Origin of the sequence: Pseudarthrobacter naphthalenicus, assembly GCF_029076445.1 — a bacterium.
Lineage (GTDB): Bacteria > Actinomycetota > Actinomycetes > Actinomycetales > Micrococcaceae > Arthrobacter > Arthrobacter naphthalenicus.
Genome location: NZ_JARESG010000010.1, coordinates 49,847 through 66,798, shown reverse-complemented (window position 1 = coordinate 66,798; position 16,952 = coordinate 49,847). Strand labels below are relative to the sequence as shown.

18 protein-coding genes are annotated in these 16,952 nt (G+C 66.9%); 12 read left to right on the top strand and 6 right to left on the bottom strand.

The genetic code is table 11. The annotated features are described in order from the left end of the window. The first annotated feature begins 35 nt into the window (after window positions 1–35). From PY310_RS11540 to PY310_RS11520, 5 genes are read left to right on the top strand one after another with little or no spacing between them, the layout of a single operon-like run. Window positions 36–1,034: a Gfo/Idh/MocA family oxidoreductase gene (locus PY310_RS11540; RefSeq protein ID WP_275214524.1), complete on the top strand. Its 999-nt coding sequence runs from the start codon at window positions 36–38 to the stop codon at window positions 1,032–1,034. Then, window positions 1,031–2,083 (top strand): Gfo/Idh/MocA family protein, encoded by a 1,053-nt coding sequence (locus PY310_RS11535; RefSeq protein WP_275214523.1) that lies wholly within the window; start codon window positions 1,031–1,033, stop codon window positions 2,081–2,083. The genes PY310_RS11540 and PY310_RS11535 overlap by 4 nt, the downstream gene beginning before the upstream one ends. Before the next feature lie 54 nt (window positions 2,084–2,137). Further along, entirely contained in the window at window positions 2,138–3,244 is a 1,107-nt protein-coding gene (locus PY310_RS11530) for a Gfo/Idh/MocA family oxidoreductase (RefSeq protein WP_275214522.1), read from the top strand. Then, entirely contained in the window at window positions 3,244–4,059 is an 816-nt protein-coding gene (locus tag PY310_RS11525) for a TIM barrel protein (RefSeq protein ID WP_275214521.1), read from the top strand. Before PY310_RS11530 ends, PY310_RS11525 begins: the two co-directional genes overlap by 1 nt. Before the next feature lie 24 nt (window positions 4,060–4,083). Further along, a complete protein-coding gene (locus PY310_RS11520; protein ID WP_275214520.1) occupies window positions 4,084–5,118 on the top strand; it encodes a Gfo/Idh/MocA family oxidoreductase in 1,035 nt (344 codons plus the stop codon). A 71-nt stretch (window positions 5,119–5,189) separates the two neighbouring features. Here the strand turns inward: PY310_RS11520 and iolB are convergent, their stop codons facing one another. From iolB to PY310_RS11495, 5 genes are all read right to left on the bottom strand, one after another. Beyond that, window positions 5,190–6,083: a 5-deoxy-glucuronate isomerase gene (gene iolB, locus PY310_RS11515; RefSeq protein ID WP_275214519.1), complete on the bottom strand. Its 894-nt coding sequence runs from the start codon at window positions 6,081–6,083 to the stop codon at window positions 5,190–5,192. 16 nt (window positions 6,084–6,099) lie between these two features. Further along, window positions 6,100–6,840 (bottom strand): GntR family transcriptional regulator, encoded by a 741-nt coding sequence (locus tag PY310_RS11510; protein WP_275214518.1) that lies wholly within the window; start codon window positions 6,838–6,840, stop codon window positions 6,100–6,102. A 289-nt stretch (window positions 6,841–7,129) separates the two neighbouring features. Further along, window positions 7,130–7,612, bottom strand: a complete 483-nt coding sequence (locus PY310_RS11505; protein ID WP_275214517.1) for an SRPBCC family protein — start codon at window positions 7,610–7,612, stop codon at window positions 7,130–7,132. Further along, window positions 7,609–7,968: an ArsR/SmtB family transcription factor gene (locus tag PY310_RS11500; protein ID WP_275214516.1), complete on the bottom strand. Its 360-nt coding sequence runs from the start codon at window positions 7,966–7,968 to the stop codon at window positions 7,609–7,611. The genes PY310_RS11505 and PY310_RS11500 overlap by 4 nt, the downstream gene beginning before the upstream one ends. Before the next feature lie 136 nt (window positions 7,969–8,104). After that, window positions 8,105–8,554 (bottom strand): MarR family winged helix-turn-helix transcriptional regulator, encoded by a 450-nt coding sequence (locus tag PY310_RS11495; protein WP_275214515.1) that lies wholly within the window; start codon window positions 8,552–8,554, stop codon window positions 8,105–8,107. Window positions 8,555–8,724: 170 nt separating this feature from the next. On the opposite strand from PY310_RS11495, the gene PY310_RS11490 reads away from it, so the two are divergent. The 3 genes from PY310_RS11490 to PY310_RS11480 are packed head-to-tail and all read left to right on the top strand — an operon-like array spanning window position 8,725 to window position 11,613. Then, a complete protein-coding gene (locus PY310_RS11490; protein ID WP_275214514.1) occupies window positions 8,725–9,972 on the top strand; it encodes an MFS transporter in 1,248 nt (415 codons plus the stop codon). A gap of 27 nt (window positions 9,973–9,999) precedes the next feature. Beyond that, window positions 10,000–10,470, top strand: coding sequence for an SRPBCC family protein (locus tag PY310_RS11485; protein ID WP_275214513.1), 471 nt, complete (start codon window positions 10,000–10,002; stop codon window positions 10,468–10,470). Window positions 10,471–10,479: 9 nt separating this feature from the next. Beyond that, entirely contained in the window at window positions 10,480–11,613 is a 1,134-nt protein-coding gene (locus PY310_RS11480; RefSeq protein ID WP_275214512.1) for an LOG family protein, read from the top strand. A 12-nt stretch (window positions 11,614–11,625) separates the two neighbouring features. On the opposite strand, the gene PY310_RS11475 is transcribed toward PY310_RS11480, so the two are convergent. Beyond that, entirely contained in the window at window positions 11,626–12,768 is a 1,143-nt protein-coding gene (locus tag PY310_RS11475) for a VIT1/CCC1 transporter family protein (protein ID WP_275214511.1), read from the bottom strand. 255 nt (window positions 12,769–13,023) lie between these two features. Here PY310_RS11475 and PY310_RS11470 point away from each other — a divergent pair, with 255 nt between their 5' ends. From PY310_RS11470 to PY310_RS11455, 4 genes are all read left to right on the top strand, one after another. Next, complete coding sequence (locus PY310_RS11470) at window positions 13,024–13,260, top strand: hypothetical protein (RefSeq protein WP_275214510.1); 237 nt, start codon at window positions 13,024–13,026, stop codon at window positions 13,258–13,260. Window positions 13,261–13,436: 176 nt separating this feature from the next. Then, window positions 13,437–14,012: a helix-turn-helix domain-containing protein gene (locus tag PY310_RS11465; protein WP_275214509.1), complete on the top strand. Its 576-nt coding sequence runs from the start codon at window positions 13,437–13,439 to the stop codon at window positions 14,010–14,012. Between the two features lie 98 nt (window positions 14,013–14,110). Beyond that, complete coding sequence (gene speB / locus PY310_RS11460; protein ID WP_275214508.1) at window positions 14,111–15,178, top strand: agmatinase; 1,068 nt, start codon at window positions 14,111–14,113, stop codon at window positions 15,176–15,178. Beyond that, the gene (locus PY310_RS11455; RefSeq protein WP_275214507.1) at window positions 15,179–16,915 is read left to right on the top strand and encodes a thiamine pyrophosphate-binding protein; all 1,737 of its coding nucleotides are present in this window, start codon (window positions 15,179–15,181) and stop codon (window positions 16,913–16,915) included. Window positions 16,916–16,952 lie beyond the last annotated feature (37 nt).

Genomic DNA, 16,952 nt, shown 5'->3' with positions numbered 1-16,952 from the left:
ACGGGGCCACCTCGAACATCAACGAAGGGAACATCATGCCGATCCGGGTAGGTGTCATTGGCGCCGGAATCATGGGCGCGGACCACATCAGGAACCTCTCCTCCAACATCGGTGGTGCCGAGGTCACCTTCGTGGCAGATCTGGACGCTGACCGCGCCGCTGCGGCAGCGCCGTCGTCGGCACGCATCACCACCGACCCCTCGGAGCTGATCCACTCCAGCGAGGTGGACGCCGTGGTGGTGGCCTCACACGACTCCACCCACGCCGCCCTGGTCCTGGAGTGCTTCGAGACGATGACGCCGGTGCTGTGTGAAAAGCCGCTGGCACCCACCGTCCTGGAAAGCCTGGAAGTGGTGGCTGCGGACGCCGACATGGTGGCCGCGACGGGAGCGTCCCTGCTTTCGCTCGGTTTCATGCGGCGCTTCGACCCGGGCTACGTGGCACTGCGGCAGGCCGTGCGGGGACGGGCGCAGGGCGGGCCGCTGATGGTCCACTGCATCAGCCGGAACGCCGCCGCGGCTCCCGGCACCACGGCGGAATCGGCCATCACCAACTCGGCCATCCATGAGCTGGACATCATTCCCTGGCTGCTGGGCTCTCCCATCACGGAAGTGTCCTGGCAGGCCGGCAACAGTACCCGGCACGCGGAGGCCGAACTGCGGGACCCGGCATTCATGACGCTCCGGACCGCCGACGGAACCCTCACCACCCTGGAACTGTTCCTGAATGCCCAGTACGGCTACACCACCCGTTGCGAGGTTGTTTCGGAGCGCGGCATCGCGGCACTGCAGAACTCCGCCCTGCTGGGCATCGAGCAGGAAGGAACCAGGCAGGAGCAGATCCCTGCGGACTGGCGACCCCGCTTCGCCGACGCGTACCGGCTGCAGCTGCAGGCCTGGATCTCTGCACTTGCCGCCGGAGACAAGCCTTCCCTCGCCGGTGCCCAGGACGGACTGAACGCCGCACTCGTCGCCCAAGCCATGATCCAGTCGCTGCACAGCGACGGGACGGCCACGAAGGTCAAGTATCTATGACCGCCACCGCCCTCCCGTCGTCCAGGGTCCCGGACTCCCGTGACGCCCCCGTGCTGCGCTGGGGCATCATGGGCCCGGGCTGGATCGCCGAACGCTTCACCGAATCCCTCCAGGCGCACACCGGACAGGTGATTGGCGCCGTCGGGTCCCGGTCACTGAACAGGTCCAAGGCCTTCGCGGATACGTTCAACGTGCCGGCCGCGTACGGGAGCTATGAGGAACTGGCCGCGGCCCCGGACATCGACATCGTCTACGTGTGCACACCGCATACCGGCCACCACGCCGCCGCCCTGCTGGCCATCGAGGCGGGCAAGCACGTGCTGGTCGAGAAACCGCTCGGCCTCAACGCGGACCAGGCACGCGATATTGCCGGCCGGGCCGAGGCCGCCGGCGTGTTCGCCGCGGAGGCCATGTGGACGTTTTTCCTGCCGAAATTCGATGTGATCCGCCAGATCCTCGACGCCGGCACCCTGGGGACCATCACCACAGTGGTTGCCGAGTATGGCGAGCACTTCGACCCCTCCCACCGCATCTTCAATCCTGACCTGGCGGGCGGGCCGCTGCTGGACCTGGGCACGTATCCACTGGCACTCGTGACCGAGGTGCTGGGCAGCCCGCAGCAACTGGCTGCCATGGGTCAGCCGCACCAGTCCGGCGTGAATGCCCAACTGTCCGCGATGATGACGTTCGACGGCGGCGCGCAGGCCATGGTGAACACTCACGTGCACAACTTCACGCCCACGGCAGCCATAGTGGTGGGCTCAGAGGCGACACTGACCATCGACGGGCCCTTCAACATGCCCGGCGGCTTCGAGGTCCGCTTCCCCGACGGCACCCGCCTTCGCCATGACGAACCCGCCGGCGGGCACTTCGAAGGCCTGCACTATGAGGCCGCGGCCGTAGCACGGGCCATCGGCGCAGGCAGCCGGGAAGCCAGCCAACGGACACTGGCTGCCTCCATCCGCACCTTGGAAGTGGCCGATCAGATCCGCAGCCGGCTCGGCCTGGTGTTCCGCGGCGAAGCAACCACGGCCGCGGCCCGGCACTAATTCTCCCAAACCAGCGACACCATCCACGCGCCAGCCCCATGAAAGGACCAGCCCATGGCTTATCTCACCCCCACCCCCGCCCCCAACCCGGCCCCCAACCCGGCCCCGGTACGGATCGGCCTCATCGGCTCGGGCTGGATGGGCGCGTTCCACGCTGAAAGCATTGCCCGCCGGGTCCCGGATGCGGTGCTCGCCGCCATCGCCGACCCAAACGTTGAATCTGCCCAGGCGCTCGCCGCCTCGCTCGGCACAACCAAAGTCACGGCCAGTGCCGAGGACATCCTGGCCGATCCCGCGATCGATGCCGTGATCATCGCCAGTCCGGCCCGTTTTCATGCCACCCTGACCAGCAAGGCAGCCGCCGCCGGGAAACACGTGTTCTGCGAAAAGCCTGCGGCGCAGGACCTTAACGAGCTCGACGCCGCCCTTGCCGCCGTGGAGGCCGCCGGGGTGCACTTCCAAATAGGCTTCAACCGCCGCTACGCCGACGACTTCCAGGCGGCCAAGAAGGACCTTGCCGCAGGGACGGCGGGCACGCCGCAGCTCCTGCGCTCGCTCACGCGCGATCCGGGGACCGGCAGCATCCCGAACGCCGCCGGGGTACCGGCCTGGACCATTTTCCTGGAAACCCTCATCCACGACTTCGACACCCTGAACTGGTTCAATGAGGGCGCTGAGCCCGTGGAGGTCTACGCCGTGGCCGACGCCCTGGTGGAACCCGCCCTGCGCGACCAAGGCTTCCTGGACACCGCCGTGGTCACCGTCCGCTACAACAACGGCGCCATCGCCGTGGCCGAAGCGAACTTCAGCGCCCTCTATGGCTACGACGTCCGGGGTGAGGTCTTCGGTTCAAAGGGCATGGTCCAGGCCGGCCGGTCCACCGAAACAGCGGCCCGCCGCTACACGGCCGACGGCCTCTCCGCGGACACTCCGCGGCTCAACGTGGAACTCTTCCGCCAGGCCTATACGGATGAACTCGCCGACTTCACCGCCGCGGTGCGGTCACGGCGCGACGGTACGCCGCCGCCGTCGGCCGATTTCACGCTGACCCCGGGACCGGCAGACGCGCGCCGTGCCCTCGCCATGGCACTGGCCTGCATCGATTCCGTGAAGCAGGGCGCTCCCGCGGCTGTTCCTGCGGCGGCGAAGGTGAGGCCCTGATGCGGCTGGCTGTCTGCGCGGAGATGGTGTTCACGGACCTGCCCTTCGCCGAACGGGTGCAGCGCATCCACGACGCCGGGTTCGACGTGGAGCTGTGGGACTCCCGCACCAAGGACGTGAAGGCGCTGGCGGCAAGCGGCGCGGTCTTTTCCTCCATGACGGGATACACCGCGGGCAGCCTGGTGGATCCGGATACTGCCGACGACGTCGTCCGTACGGCTGAGTCACTGATCCCCACGGCCCTGGAGCTCGGTGTCAGCCGCCTGGTGGTGCACTCCGCGGAACTGGTGGACGGGAAGGCCGCACGTCCCGTCTTCAGGTCCACCGGCCGCATGTGGATCACGGGGGCCAGGACCCTGGAGCGCCTGGGAGCGCTGGGAGCGAAGCACCGGGTGACTTTTTGTCTGGAGAACCTCAACACGGTCCTGGACCACCCCGGCATCCCGCTGGCCCGTGCCAAGGACACACTGGCTCTGGTGGAAGCGACCGGGCACCCCAACGTGAAGCTCATGCTGGACCTTTACCACGCGCAGCTGGGCGAGGGGAACCTGATTGAGCTGGTGCGGACCGCCCTGCCGCACATCGGCGAGATCCAGGTGGCGGATGTCCCTGGCCGCTGTGAGCCCGGCACCGGCGAAGTCAACTACCAGGCTGTCGCCCGGGCGCTCGCCGACGCCGGCTACGACGGCACCGTCGGACTGGAAGCATGGGCCAGCGGCGACAGTGAGGCCGCCCTGGCAGCGTTCCGGGCAGCCTTCACCGACCGGCCGGCACCCGTCCGGCCGGCACCTGTCCAGCCGGTCACGATCCCTTAGCACTTCAACCTACGAAGGAACACTATGAAGGATGTCATTCTCGGCCTGGTGGGGGTGGGACGCATCGGTGTGATGCACGCCAACAACATTGCCTCGCTCAACGGGGTGCTGAACCCGCAGGGGACCAGCGTCCGGCTCAGGCTCACGGATGTTGCGGAAGATCACGCACGCAACATCGCCGCAGGCCTCGGCGCGGAGTTCCTGCCCTCCGTGGCGGACCTGATCGCCTCGGGCGTGGACGGCCTGGTGATTGCCACCGGAACCGCGACCCACCCCGAACTCATCAGGGCCGGAGTGGATGCCGGCATTCCGGTGTTCTGCGAGAAGCCGGTAGCCATGAACGTAGCCGACGCCTTGCCGGTGCTGGACTATATCGGGAACAACAATGGCGTGGTGCAGATCGGCCACCAGCGCCGCTTCGACGCTGGCTACCTCGAAGCCAAACGCGCCTACCAGGCCGGCGAGCTGGGCTGGATCCACTCGCTGCGCGCCGTCACCTGCGACATGACGCCCCCGCCGGTGGAATTCCTGGCCACGTCCGGCGGATTGTTCCGGGACTGCTCGGTCCACGACTTCGACATCCTGCGCTGGCTGACCGGCCGCGAAATTGTGGAAGTCTATGCGAAGGGCTCCAACAACGGCGATCCGGCCATCGGCGACGTGGGCGATGTGGATACGGCCCTGGCCGTGATCACGTTCGACGACGGCACCGTGGGAACGGTCTCCGCCAGCCGCTACAATGGGGCCGGCCACGATGTCCGTCTGGAGATCCAGGGATCCAACCGGACAGTCATGGTGGGCCTGGATTCGAAGTCGGCGCTGGCCTCGGCCGAAGCCGGGATCACCTTTCCCGACGGCGAACCGCACCAGACCTTCGCGGAGCGCTTCGACCAGGCGTACCGGTCCGAGATGGCTGCGTTTGTGGAGCTGATCCTGGGCGAGCGGGAAAACCCTTGCACGCCCCAGGACGCGGTGGCCGCATCCCGCGTGGCCGATGCTGCCCAGGAATCCCTGGTGACGGGCGCGCCCGTCAAAGTGGCGCTGCCAATGGCCACCTGATTGCCGCCAGTTACGCACAATGCCCCGCCGGAACCTGTTCCGGCGGGGCATTGTTTTCAGGTCTTCCGCTGCTATGCCGTAAACGGCAACCGGGGATCGATGTCCTGCCCGTCCCAGCTTTGCCGCACCCAGCCGTGGTGGGGGTCGTCGCTGATGAGCCATTCCCGCACCGGGCCGGGACCGGCCATGACGTTGAGGTAGTACAGGTCGTAGCCGGGTGCCGCCATGGCAGGGCCGTGCCAGCCGTAGGGGACCAGCACCACGTCGCCGGTGCGGACCTCGGCGGCCACGTCGATGGGGCGCTCATCCGAGGCGTAAACGCGTTGGTAGCCGATGGCGTCGGCGTCGGCAGGTGCCCCGGAGCCTGCGGACACCCGGGTCTCGAAGTAGTAGATCTCCTCGAGGTTTGTTTCGCCGTCCTTCTCCTCATCGTGCTTGTGCGGGGGGTAGGAGGACCAGTTGCCGGCCGGGGTGAGGACTTCGCAGACAATAAACCGGTCCGCCTCCAGGGCCGCCGGGGTGCCGAAGTTGTGGACCTGGCGGGAGCAGTTTCCGGCGCCGCGCAGTTCCACGGGTGTCTCCGCGGCCGTGACCAGGCGCGTGGGGTACGCGGCCTTCGCCGGGGCGGTCGCGACGGCCACGCGGCCGCCGTCGGCTGAGCTGATGGTAACGGCCTTGCCGGTACCGGAGTACAGCACGTCGCTGGGCCCGTGGAACACCGAGGTTCGCCCGGCAAGGGGGTAGTCCACGCCGTCCACCGTCGCGGTGAAGGCGCCGTTGAGCGGAATCACAATGCGTTCCTCGCCGGCCGCCGGAAGGCTGACGGCGGCGCCCGCGGCGAGGGTGGCCACCTTCAGTCCCGTATGGGCCCAGCCTTCCACGGCTGTGGCGGAATCGGAGGTGCCGAGCGAGATGTCCCAGTTGCCGTCAGTGGCGGAGCCCAGGGGGTAGACCCAGTTGGTCATGGCAAAAGTCCTTGCGTTAGCGCTGTACGAGTGTCATTTCAAAGCTGTAGGAATCGGCGCGGTAGACGTGGTGGCCGGTCTCCACGCGCCGCCCCGTATCGTCAACAGCGGTGCGTTCCATGGTCACCAGGGCCGAGTTCACTTCCGTCTCAAGCAGCGGTGCCTGATAGTCGTTGGCGATCATGGCGCCGATCCGCTGGGTGGCCAGGCGGAAGTTGACGCCGCCCCGGCGCAGGATGGAGTAGAGCCCTTCCTCGGCGAGCATGGCCTCATCCATGGTGGCGATGTCATCGCGGACCCAGTTCTCCATCAGAGCCAGCGGCTTGCCGCCCACCTTGCGCAGCCGGGTGAAGTGGTAGACCTTCGAGCCGGCCGGCAGCTGCAGGGTGGCCAGGGTGGCGGCGTCGGCTTCCATGTGGGAGAAGCTCAGCACCTCGGTGGTGGGTTTTTTGCCGTTGTTCGTGAGGTCGTCAAACAGGCTGGACAGTTCCAGCGGGCGGCGGACCTGGCTGGACACCACCTGCGTTCCCACGCCCCGCTTGCGGACCAGCAGCCCTGAGCGGACCAGCTCGTCCATGGCCTTGCGCATGGTGGGCCGGGACAGGTTGAGCTGTGCCGCGAGGTCGATTTCGTTGTCGAGCCGGCTGCCCGGTTCCAGGACTCCGCTGTGGATGGCCGCCTCTATCCCCTGAACCACCTGGTGATACAAGGGGATGGGGGAGGAGCGGTCGATGGTGAGGCCAAGTTGATTCGCCACTGAATGTTCCCCGTGTTCCAGGGCCCAACCGGGCGCCGCCCACCGGGACGTGCCGAGTATGTCACCCTTTGTTCTTTTGATAGGACATGAGCCCTTTTCTTGATGTTATCAGGCGTCCAGCGAAGGTCAAGGGCGGATAATCGGCTAACCGCTTACTAAATGGCCCGTGAGTATTGTCCTGACGTCAGACCAGGATCCGGGCACTCTCCTGGAGCACGTCTTCGTGCGCACGACGGCGGACGGTCGCCTTCCACCGAAGGGAACCGTCCGCCGTCGTGCTTTGGCGGTCCTAGACTTTCGCGCCGCTGAGCAGCTCGTCAAGCCGCTCGTAGCCTTCTGTCAGGCCGCCTTCCATGCCGGACTGGGCCATGCCGTCGCGGGCTTCCACGCTGGGGTAAACCGAGTGGCCGCGCAAGCGCGTGCGCCCGTTGCCGAGGTCTTCAAAAGTCATGAATTCGAGGCTGACCACGTCCGGGTAGCCGCCGAACTCGAAGGTCTGGATGGCGAACTCATTTTCCCGGACCGTGTGGAAGACGCCGCTGAACTCGTAGGCCACGCCATCGGGCCCGGTGTGCAGGTAGCTGTAGGTGCCGCCGGTCCGGAAGTCGTAGTGGTCAATCTCCATCTTGAGGCCGCGCGGACCGAGCCATTGGGTAATCAGGGCGGGGTCCTTGTGGGCGCGGAAGACGTCCGCCACGGGGAACTCGAACTCGCGGTCGTAGTCGATGAAGGGGAGTCCCTCAGGAACGCTGAGGTTCAGTGGATTGCTCATGATGATTCCTTGGGGTGTGCGCCGCCGGTTGCGGCGACGGATCGGAGCACGGCGTCGAGGCCGCGGAACTGCTCTTCGCGGACCAGCCGGTATTGGTCGATCCACGCTGTGAGCGCCTCGAGCCGTGCGGGGTTCAGGTGCACGGGCCGGCGCTGTGCATCCCTGGTCCGGGTGACCAGTTGCGCCTGCTCAAGTACCTGGATGTGTTTCGAGACCGCCTGCTTGGAGATCTCGAAAGGTTCCGCCAGTTCATTCACGGTGGCCGGGCCCCGGCTGAGCCGGGCGATGATGCTCCTCCGGACGGGATCGGCCAGGGCCATAAAGGCCAAGTCCAGGGTGCCGTCGTCGGAGTTCATCGTGTGGCCTTTCTACGTCATCAAACCGGTAATCAACTTCTTCATTGATCAACTGATTGATTGATTACAAATCTATGCCTGAAGCTGCCTCCGGTCAAGGAGTTTTTGTCCAGACAAAGCGGCGAAAGCGTGTCGGCTAGGCCGCGGCGTGGAGCCGCGGCAGGGCGTCGACCAAAGCGGCAAGCTCCGGAACGTCCTGCGCCTCAGCCAGGGCGCGCTCCAGCGTGGTGTCATGGACCGGCCGGGCCTCCTCAAGCAGGGCCACGCCGCTGGCGGTGAGCTCCGTGTAGATTCCCCGGCGGTCGTCCGCGCAAAGGATCCGGGTCAATAGCCCGCGGTCCTCGAGGCGGTTGACCAGGCGGGTGGTGGCGCTGGCGCTGAGGGCGGTGGCGCGTGCCAGCTGTTGCATCCGCATGTGCCAGCCGTCCTGGCGGCTGAGCGCGTCCAGCACGGTGTACTCCACTACGGAGAGCTTTGATTCGGCCTGCAGTGACCGCTCCAGCTCGCCTTCGATCAGGCCGTGCAGTGCCGCCAAGGTGCGCCAGCCCTGTGCGCGAACCTCGACGGCGTCGTCCTTGATGCCCATTTTCCTGTCCTTTCCGGGTGTATGCAGGGACGCCTGGGGGCGTGAACCGGCACACATATCAAAGTAGTTGCTTGCGCGTTGTATCTGCTCGTGCAACAATAAATAACGCGTCTGCAACTACTAGTTTACGCTTCGTATCTCTTCCCGTACATTCTCAAAGGAGCACTCCCATGCCCATCGGCCTGATAGCCCTTGCCCTCGGCGGGTTCGGCATCGGACTCACCGAGTTCGTCATCATGGGCCTGCTGCCCGAGGTTGCCGCCGATTTCCAGGTCAGCGAGGCCACGGCAGGCTGGCTGATCTCCGGCTACGCCCTCGCGGTCGTCGTTGGGGCCTTGCTGCTCACCGCGGCGGTGACACGCTTTGAGCGCAAGCCAGTTCTCGCCGTGCTGCTGGTGCTGTTCGTCGCAGGCAACCTAATCTCAGCCATTGCCCCTGATTACGGGATGATGATGATCGGCCGCATCATTGCTGCCCTGGCCCATGGCGCCTTCTTCGGAATTGGCGCCGTGGTGGCCGCGGACATGGTGGCCCCCACCAAAAAAGCCGGTGCCATTGCCATCATGTTCACCGGGCTCACGGCAGCCAACGTTCTGGGCGTACCGTTCGGCACCATGCTGGGACAGGCTGCCGGCTGGCGCTCCACGTTCTGGGCCATCACCGTGATTGGTGTCATCGCCCTCGCAGGAATCCTCACACTGGTGCCCAAGACCGGTCACGGCGACACGGTGCCGGGATCCCTGCGCACTGAACTGCGCGCCTTCCGATCCGGCCAGGTCTGGCTCTCCATCCTGGTCACCATCCTCGGCTACGGCGGGATGTTCGGTGCCTTCACCTACATTGCCTTCACGCTCACCGACGTCTCCGGCTTCGCGGCATCCACCGTGCCGTGGCTGCTCATCGTCTTCGGTGTTGGCCTGTTCATCGGCAATACCATCGGCGGCAAGGCCGCGGACCGCAACGTGGACCGCACGCTCGTAGTGGTGCTCTCGGTGCTCGTGGTGGTGCTGGTCGGCTTTGCCCTGACCGCAGGCAACCAAGCGCTCACCATCGCCTCCATCGTCCTCATGGGGGGCTTCGGATTCGCCACCGTTCCTGGCCTGCAGATGCGGGTGATGAAGTACGCGTCCAGCGCACCAACGCTCGCATCCGGAGCCAACATAGGCGCCTTCAACGTGGGTAACGCCCTCGGGGCGTGGCTCGGTGGCGTAACCATCACCGCCGGCCTCGGCTACACCTCACCCATCTGGGCCGGCGCCGGCATCACCCTGCTGGGCCTCGTCGTTATGATCATCGCCGCCGCCGGAGCCAAACGGACCGGAGCGCGGACCGCCGTTCGGGGGACAACCACCGCAGGGCATGCGCCGTCCGCGTCAAGCACGGACGCCGCCGTCGGACGCGCGGAAGCGGTTCTCTAGCTTTCAAGTACCCCCTAGGCTGGGGGCATGAACAACCGCTACCTGGTGTCCCGTGAGAGATTCATCCCCGCAGCACCGGAACAGATCTTTGAGGTACTGGCCACGCCGGCGCTGCACAGCGTGATCGATGGCTCCGGCACCGTCAAGGGCGCTCAGCCGCGCGGTCCGGAGCGGCTGGTCCTCGGTGCGCGGTTCGGCATGGAGATGAACATGAAAGTGGACTACAAAATCCTCAACACGGTCTGCGAATTCGAGGAAGGCCGGCGTATTGCCTGGCGCCACTTCTACGGCCATATCTGGCGCTACCTCCTTGAGCCGGCCACGGATGCCGCCGGTACGGCCGGGACGCGCGTCACCGAACAGTGGGACGCCAGGGCGGTCCGGGGCAAGTTCTTCCTGCGGCTGGCCGGCTACCTGCGCCGCCACCCTGCCAGCATCGAGGAGACCCTGCTCAGGCTGGAGCAACACGTCACGGGCACTGCCGGGCTCTCCCGCTAGGTTTACGGAATGAACCGTGCCGGCGGTCTGGTCCCCAGCCCGCGGACCATCGAGGTCGAAAGCCTTGAGGGCTTCGACCGCCTGGTGGCGGCCGGCGCCGTGTCGATGCGCGGCTGGCACGCCCAGTCCCTGGACCTGCGCGGCCGGACGGCCGCGCTGGAAAGACTGGACGCGGAAGGCGCCATTTTCCTCGGCTGTACCTTCGATCAGGACGTCGAAGCAGGACTGCGGCGCCGCGGTGCCCTGATTTTTCCCAAGCTTGAAGGTGTGCCGTTTGATCCCTACCGGGCAGGGCTGTACACCCCGCAGGAACTGTACGCCGGACTGGATCACAGACCCTATGAGGAACTTCCCGATGCCCTGGTGTATCACTGGAGCATCCGTCCCGGGCAGCGGCACCGGCTGGACGCCACCCTGGCATCGGCGCTGCACGATCACGCCATCGGCGACGCACTGGACGAGTTCATGCGCTCGGAGCTCCGCGCGGGCCGGGCCACCGTCGGGGTGATGGGCGGCCACACAGCCCGCCGCGGCACCCTGGAATTCGCCCAGGCCGCAGAGCTGGGACGGCTCCTCGCCCAGACCGGCAGGCTGGTGGCAACAGGCGGCGGTCCGGGCGCCATGGAGGCCGCCAACCTCGGCGCCTACCTCAGCGGAATTCCCGACGCGGGGTTCCAAGAGGTGCTGGCCGGGCTTGGGGCCGTGCCCGGCTTCCGGCCCTCGGTGTCCGCCTGGGCACGCGAGGCGGCGGCCGTCGTCGAACGTTATCCGGACGGAACCCCCTCGTTGGGTGTCCCCACCTGGTTCTACGGGCATGAGCCGCCCAACTACTTCGCCACGCACATCGCCAAGTACTTCGCCAATTCAATCCGGGAGGCGATCCTGCTGGAACTGTGCGACGGCGGAGTGATCTTCCTGCCCGGAGCGGCAGGTACCGTGCAGGAAATCTTCCAGGACGCATGCGAAAACTATTACAGTTCCTGGGAAGCAGTCACTCCCATGGTGCTGGTTGGCAGGCGCCACTGGGAGCAGGAACTGCCCGCGTGGCCGATGCTGCACCGGCTCGCGGCAGGCAGCCCCATGGCAGACCGGATCTTCCTTGTGGACAGCGTGGCCGAAGCACTCGCCGTGCTGGGCGGTTAGCCCACCACAGCGTTAGCCCACCACCGTGCCGAAGGCGAGCCCCAGGACGTAGGTCACGGCGGCCGCCCCCAGGCCAATGGCGAGCTGGCGCAGGCCGCGGCTCAGAGGCGAGGTCCCGGACAGCAGCCCGACGATGCCGCCGGTTACCAGCAGCGCCAGTCCCACGAGCACGCCGGCCACCGCCAGGGCGGGCACGCCGGTCAGGCCGAACAGGAACGGCAGGATGGGCACCACGGCGCCGGAGGCGAAGAAGCAGAAGCTGGACAGTGCGGCGCCCCACGCGGTCCCCACGGCTTCGTGCTCGTCCTCGGTCTCGGGAAGCTCGGGCTGAAGGGACAGGCTGGGGTCGCAGTCGCAGTTGAGCAGCCCCATGCGTTCGGCAACGCGGTGTTCGGCTGCTTCCCGGGACATCCCCCGCGCCAGATAGACAAGCAGGAGCTCGTTGTGTTCGAGGTCCAGGTTCGGCGCGGCGGCGAGCGTGATCTGCGTGGGCCGGGTGGCCGCCAGCAGCTCCCGCTGGGAGCGCACGGAAACGAACTCACCGGCCGCCATGGACATGGCGCCGGCCAGGAGTCCGGCGATGCCGCTGAGAAGCACCACACCGCTGGCCACCCCGGAAGCGGCCATGCCCACCACGAGCGAGAGGTTGCTGACCAGGCCGTCGTTTGCCCCGAAGACGGCGGCCCGGAAAGTCCCGGCAAGCCGGTTGCGGCCCCGGGTGGCCAGGCCGCGGACCACTTCCTCGTGGATCTGTTCATCTGCCGCCATGGCGTCCGTGGCGTTGGGATCCTTGGCGTAGGGCGAGCGGCCCTCGGCGCGCTGGGCCAGTGCCAGGACGAAGACTGAACCGAAGTGGCGGGCCAGGAAGCCCAGCAGCTGGCTGCGGAAGGACGCGGGCCGCGGCTTGCCTGCGTGCTCACCGAGGAGCTGGAGCCAGTGGGCCTCGTGCCGGCCTTCGGCTTCGGCCAGGGCCAGCAGGATGTCGCGCTCTTCGCCGTCACGGTTTTGTGCCAGATCGCGATAGACGGCGGCCTCTGCGCGTTCATCCGCCAGGTACTGGCGCCAGCGGCGGAGGTCGGCCGGGGTGGGCTTGCCGGTTCCCGGCGGCGCCTCGTCTGTCGGCTTGGATTGGTTTGAATGGGTGGGGTGAGACACTGGAACTCCTGTGCTGGATAGGGCATGGTTCGGCCCCATTGCAGCGTCCAGACTACCGCGTTAAACCGCGGATTTTCGGCTGGCAGACCTCACTGCCGGGTTTCGGTTTACCTCAAAATCTGCGGCGGGACGGGCCACTCCCGAGGGGGTGCCAAAGGCCCTTGACCGGGCTGGCGGGCGGTGCTCTGATGAAGATGTGGAGCCGGGTGGCTCCCACCGCATGAGCACGTCAGGCGATCAAACGGAGGTTGAATCATGAACACCGCCGGACCCCAACCGGACATGCCGCACCTGGACGCAGTAGAAGCGGATCCCGCTTACGACTACGCAGAGGATGTCCCCATCAACGAAGACGAGTGGGACGCCGAGGACGAGTTCCTGGACGCCGAAGAAGCCGTGATCCCCACACCCCCGGTGGAAGTGGACGCCGAGGAACGCGTGGTTCCGCTGGATGACGACGAATTCCGCGAGGCTGAATCGGACACTGAATAGAACGGACGACGGCGGCACTTTCGGTTTCCCTGCGACGGAACCGAGGTGCCGCCGTCGTGCGCCTGCCGTTGCGGACGCTGTTTGACTGCCGCGGTGCGCGCCGCGGTCTGCCAGCGGTTGGCCACTAGGATTGCTCCAGAGATGGGGCCGGACCGCCGGCCACGAAAGGTCCGCACATGAAGGCACTGCCAGTCGAGCCGAGCAACGTTCCGGTGGCCATCGGGTCCAGAATCCGCGCTGCCCGGCAGTCGCAGCGTCTGACCATTGAACAGGTTGCCGACGCCACCGGCCTGACCAAGGGATTTCTCAGCCGCGTGGAGCGGGACCTGACCTCCCCTTCCGTGGCCTCGCTGGTGACCTTGTGCCAGGTTCTCTCCATCTCCATCGGCGACCTGTTCGCCGCCCCGGAAACCCATCTGACCAGGCGGGATGAAGGTCCCCGGATCTCGCTCGGCGGCGAAGGCATCGTGGAGCGGTTGCTGACTGCCCGCTCCGAACGGCGCATCCAGATCATCCAGGCCGTCATCGCGCCGCACGGCCGGGGCGAAGCCGAACTGTATGCCGTGGACTGCGACGTTGACGTCCTGCATGTGGTCAAGGGCAGCATCCGCCTGATCATGACAAACGAGGAATTCGACCTCACCTCCGGCGACACCGTGACGTTCCCGGGCCGCGAACCCCATACATGGGTTAATCCGACCAACGAACCGGTGGAGGTTCTTTGGGTCCTGGTTCCCGCGGCCAGCCGCTGACAGGACGGGCAGCTGTAAACATTTGATGCGCATAGGTCAACCCGGGTCTATGATGGCAGTCACACATCAAACAGCATTTCTTGAAGGAGAGGCCCGCCGTGGAAGAACTGCGCATCGAAGCCAACGGGAACCTCGGCCCCATCGATTCCGCCCGCATCCCGCGCTACGCCGGAGCCGCCACGTACGCCCGGCTGCCGCGCCTGGACCAGGTGGCCAAGGCCGATGTCACGGTGGTGGGCGTCCCCTTCGACTCGGGCGTCTCGTACCGGCCCGGCGCGCGCTTCGGCGCCAACCATGTCCGGGAAGCCAGCCGCCTGCTGCGTCCCTACAACCCCGCCTGGGATGTCAGCCCGTTCGAAAACGTGCAGGTGGCCGACGCCGGCGACATGGCCGTCAACCCGTTCAACATCAACGAAGCCATCGAAACCATCCAGCGGAACGCCCTGGACCTCACGGCTGCCGGAAGCAAACTGGTGACCCTCGGCGGGGATCACACCATCGCGCTGCCGCTTCTCCGCGCCGCAGCCGAACGCGCAGGCGGGCCGGTGGCCATGCTGCACTTTGACGCGCACCTTGACACCTGGGACACCTACTTCGGCGCGGAATATACGCACGGAACGCCGTTCCGCCGGGCCGTTGAAGAAGGCATTCTGGACACCGAAGCCATCAGCCACATCGGCACGCGCGGCCCGCTCTACGGCAAGAAGGATCTCGACGACGACCACCGCTTCGGTTTCGGCATCGTCACTTCGGCCGACGTCTACTACCAGGGCGTCCTGGAGACGGTGGCCAAGGTCCGCGACCGCATCGGCAGCAGGCCGTTGTACATCTCCGTGGACATCGATGTCCTGGATCCTGCGCACGCCCCCGGCACCGGAACCCCCGAGGCGGGCGGCATCACCAGCCGTGAACTCCTGGAAATCATCCGCGGGCTCCGCGGCCTGAACCTGGTGGGCGCCGACGTCGTCGAAGTGGCCCCCGCCTACGACCACGCCGAAATCACCGGCGTGGCCGCGAGCCACGTGGCCTACGAGCTGATCACCCTCATGGCGGACAATGCCGTGGACGGCGGGCGTTTCGGCGCCGCCAACGGCTACGCTGCCCAGGCCCTCGGCCGGGAACCGCACCAACTCGCCGGCTTCGCCGCCGTTACAAAGGAGCCCTAGATGACTGAATTCGACGCCGGCACGCATGCTGCCGCCTCCCCGGCAGCAGGCAGCACCGGCCAGCGCAACGGCGGGGACCTCGTGGTCGAGACCCTCGAAGCCCTCGGCGCGAAGACAGTCTTCGGCATCCCGGGCCAGCACGCGCTGGGCCTGTTCGACGCGATGGGCCGCGGCAACCTGCATTTTGTGTCCTCCCGGGTGGAGAACAACTCGGCTTTCGCCGCGGACGGCTACGCCCGTGCCACGGGGGAGGTGGGGGTGCTGTTCCTGTCCACCGGACCGGGCGCGCTCACGTCCCTGGCCGGGCTGCAGGAGGCCTACGCAACCGGCGTGCCCATGGTGGTGGTGGCCAGCCAGATCCCGCTCGACGGCCTGGGGGCCCGCCGCAAGGGCATGCTCCACCAGCTCGATGACCAGAAGGCCTCAGCCGCGAACGTCACCAAGAGCCAGCGCCTGATCCAGCACGCCTCCGGCATCCCCTCGGCCATCCAGGACGCCTGGACCGAGGCGATCTCCTCGCCGCAGGGCCCGGTGTGGCTGGAAATCCCGCAGAACGTGCTGCTGGATCCCATCATGGTCCCCCCGGTGGAGGATGCGCTGGCCGAAGCCGCGGACAACCCTCCCCGGGTGGAGCTGATCCGCGAAGCCGTGAGGTGGCTCTCGACGGCGGAACGCCCCGCCATCATCGCGGGCGGGGGCACCCGGCGGGGCCGGGCGGAGAAGTCCCTGCTGTCGATTGCCGAAAAGTTGCGGGCACCGGTGATCTGTACTCCCGGCGGCAACGGCGCGTTCCCCTGGAACCATGAGCTGTCGCTGCAGTCCTGGATCGAGGACCGGCACATGACCGACGTGCTGGAGGATGCCGATGTCCTGATCGTGATCGGCTCCTCCCTGGGCGAGGTCACCTCCAACTACTTCACGTTCGAACCCCGCGGGCGGATCATCCAGATCGACGCCGAACCGCGCGTCCTCGAATCGAACCGCCCCGGCCTGGGTATCCGGGCTGACGCCGGCCAGGCGCTCGCCGCCCTCGACGAAGCCCTGGCGGCACCGGTCCGCAGCGGCGCCGCCGGAAGCAGCGCGGCCGAAACAGTCCGCAGCTGGCATGGCGTCGCCCCCGAAACGTTGGTCCAGGAGTCCCTCGCGAAGGTGCGCGCCCGGCTGGAATCACAGGATCTGGCCAAGGAACTGAAGTTCATGGCGGATATCCGCGAGGCCGTGCCCGGCGATATGCAAACCTTTTGGGACATGACCATCGCCGCCTATTGGGGCTGGAGCTGCTGGGATGCCAGGGAAGGCCAGTTCCACTCCGCCCAGGGAGCAGGCGGCCTCGGCTATGGCTTCCCGGCAGCCATCGGCGGCGCGGTAGGCCTTGAAACGCTGGGCCGGCCCGGACGGGTCCTCGCCGTCTCCGGTGACGGGTCCTCCATGTACTCCATCGCCGAACTCGCCACCGCCAAACAGCACAACGTCCCGGTCACCTGGCTCATTGTTGACGACGGCGGCTACGGCATCCTGCGCGAATACATGGTGGGCGCCTTTGGCAAGGCCACGGCCACCGAGCTCGCCCGCCCGGACTTCGTCAAGCTCGCCGAAGCGTTCGGTGTGCCGGCCACCCGGGTGGCCCCTGAGGATGTGGGGGACGCGCTCAAGGCGGGATTCGCGGCTGACGGGCCGAACGTCGTCGTCGTCGAAACGCTCCTCAAAATGTTCGCGCCCACGCACCTGGGCATCTAAAGGTCGCCTCCTCGTATTAGTTTCCCAAAGTAACCAT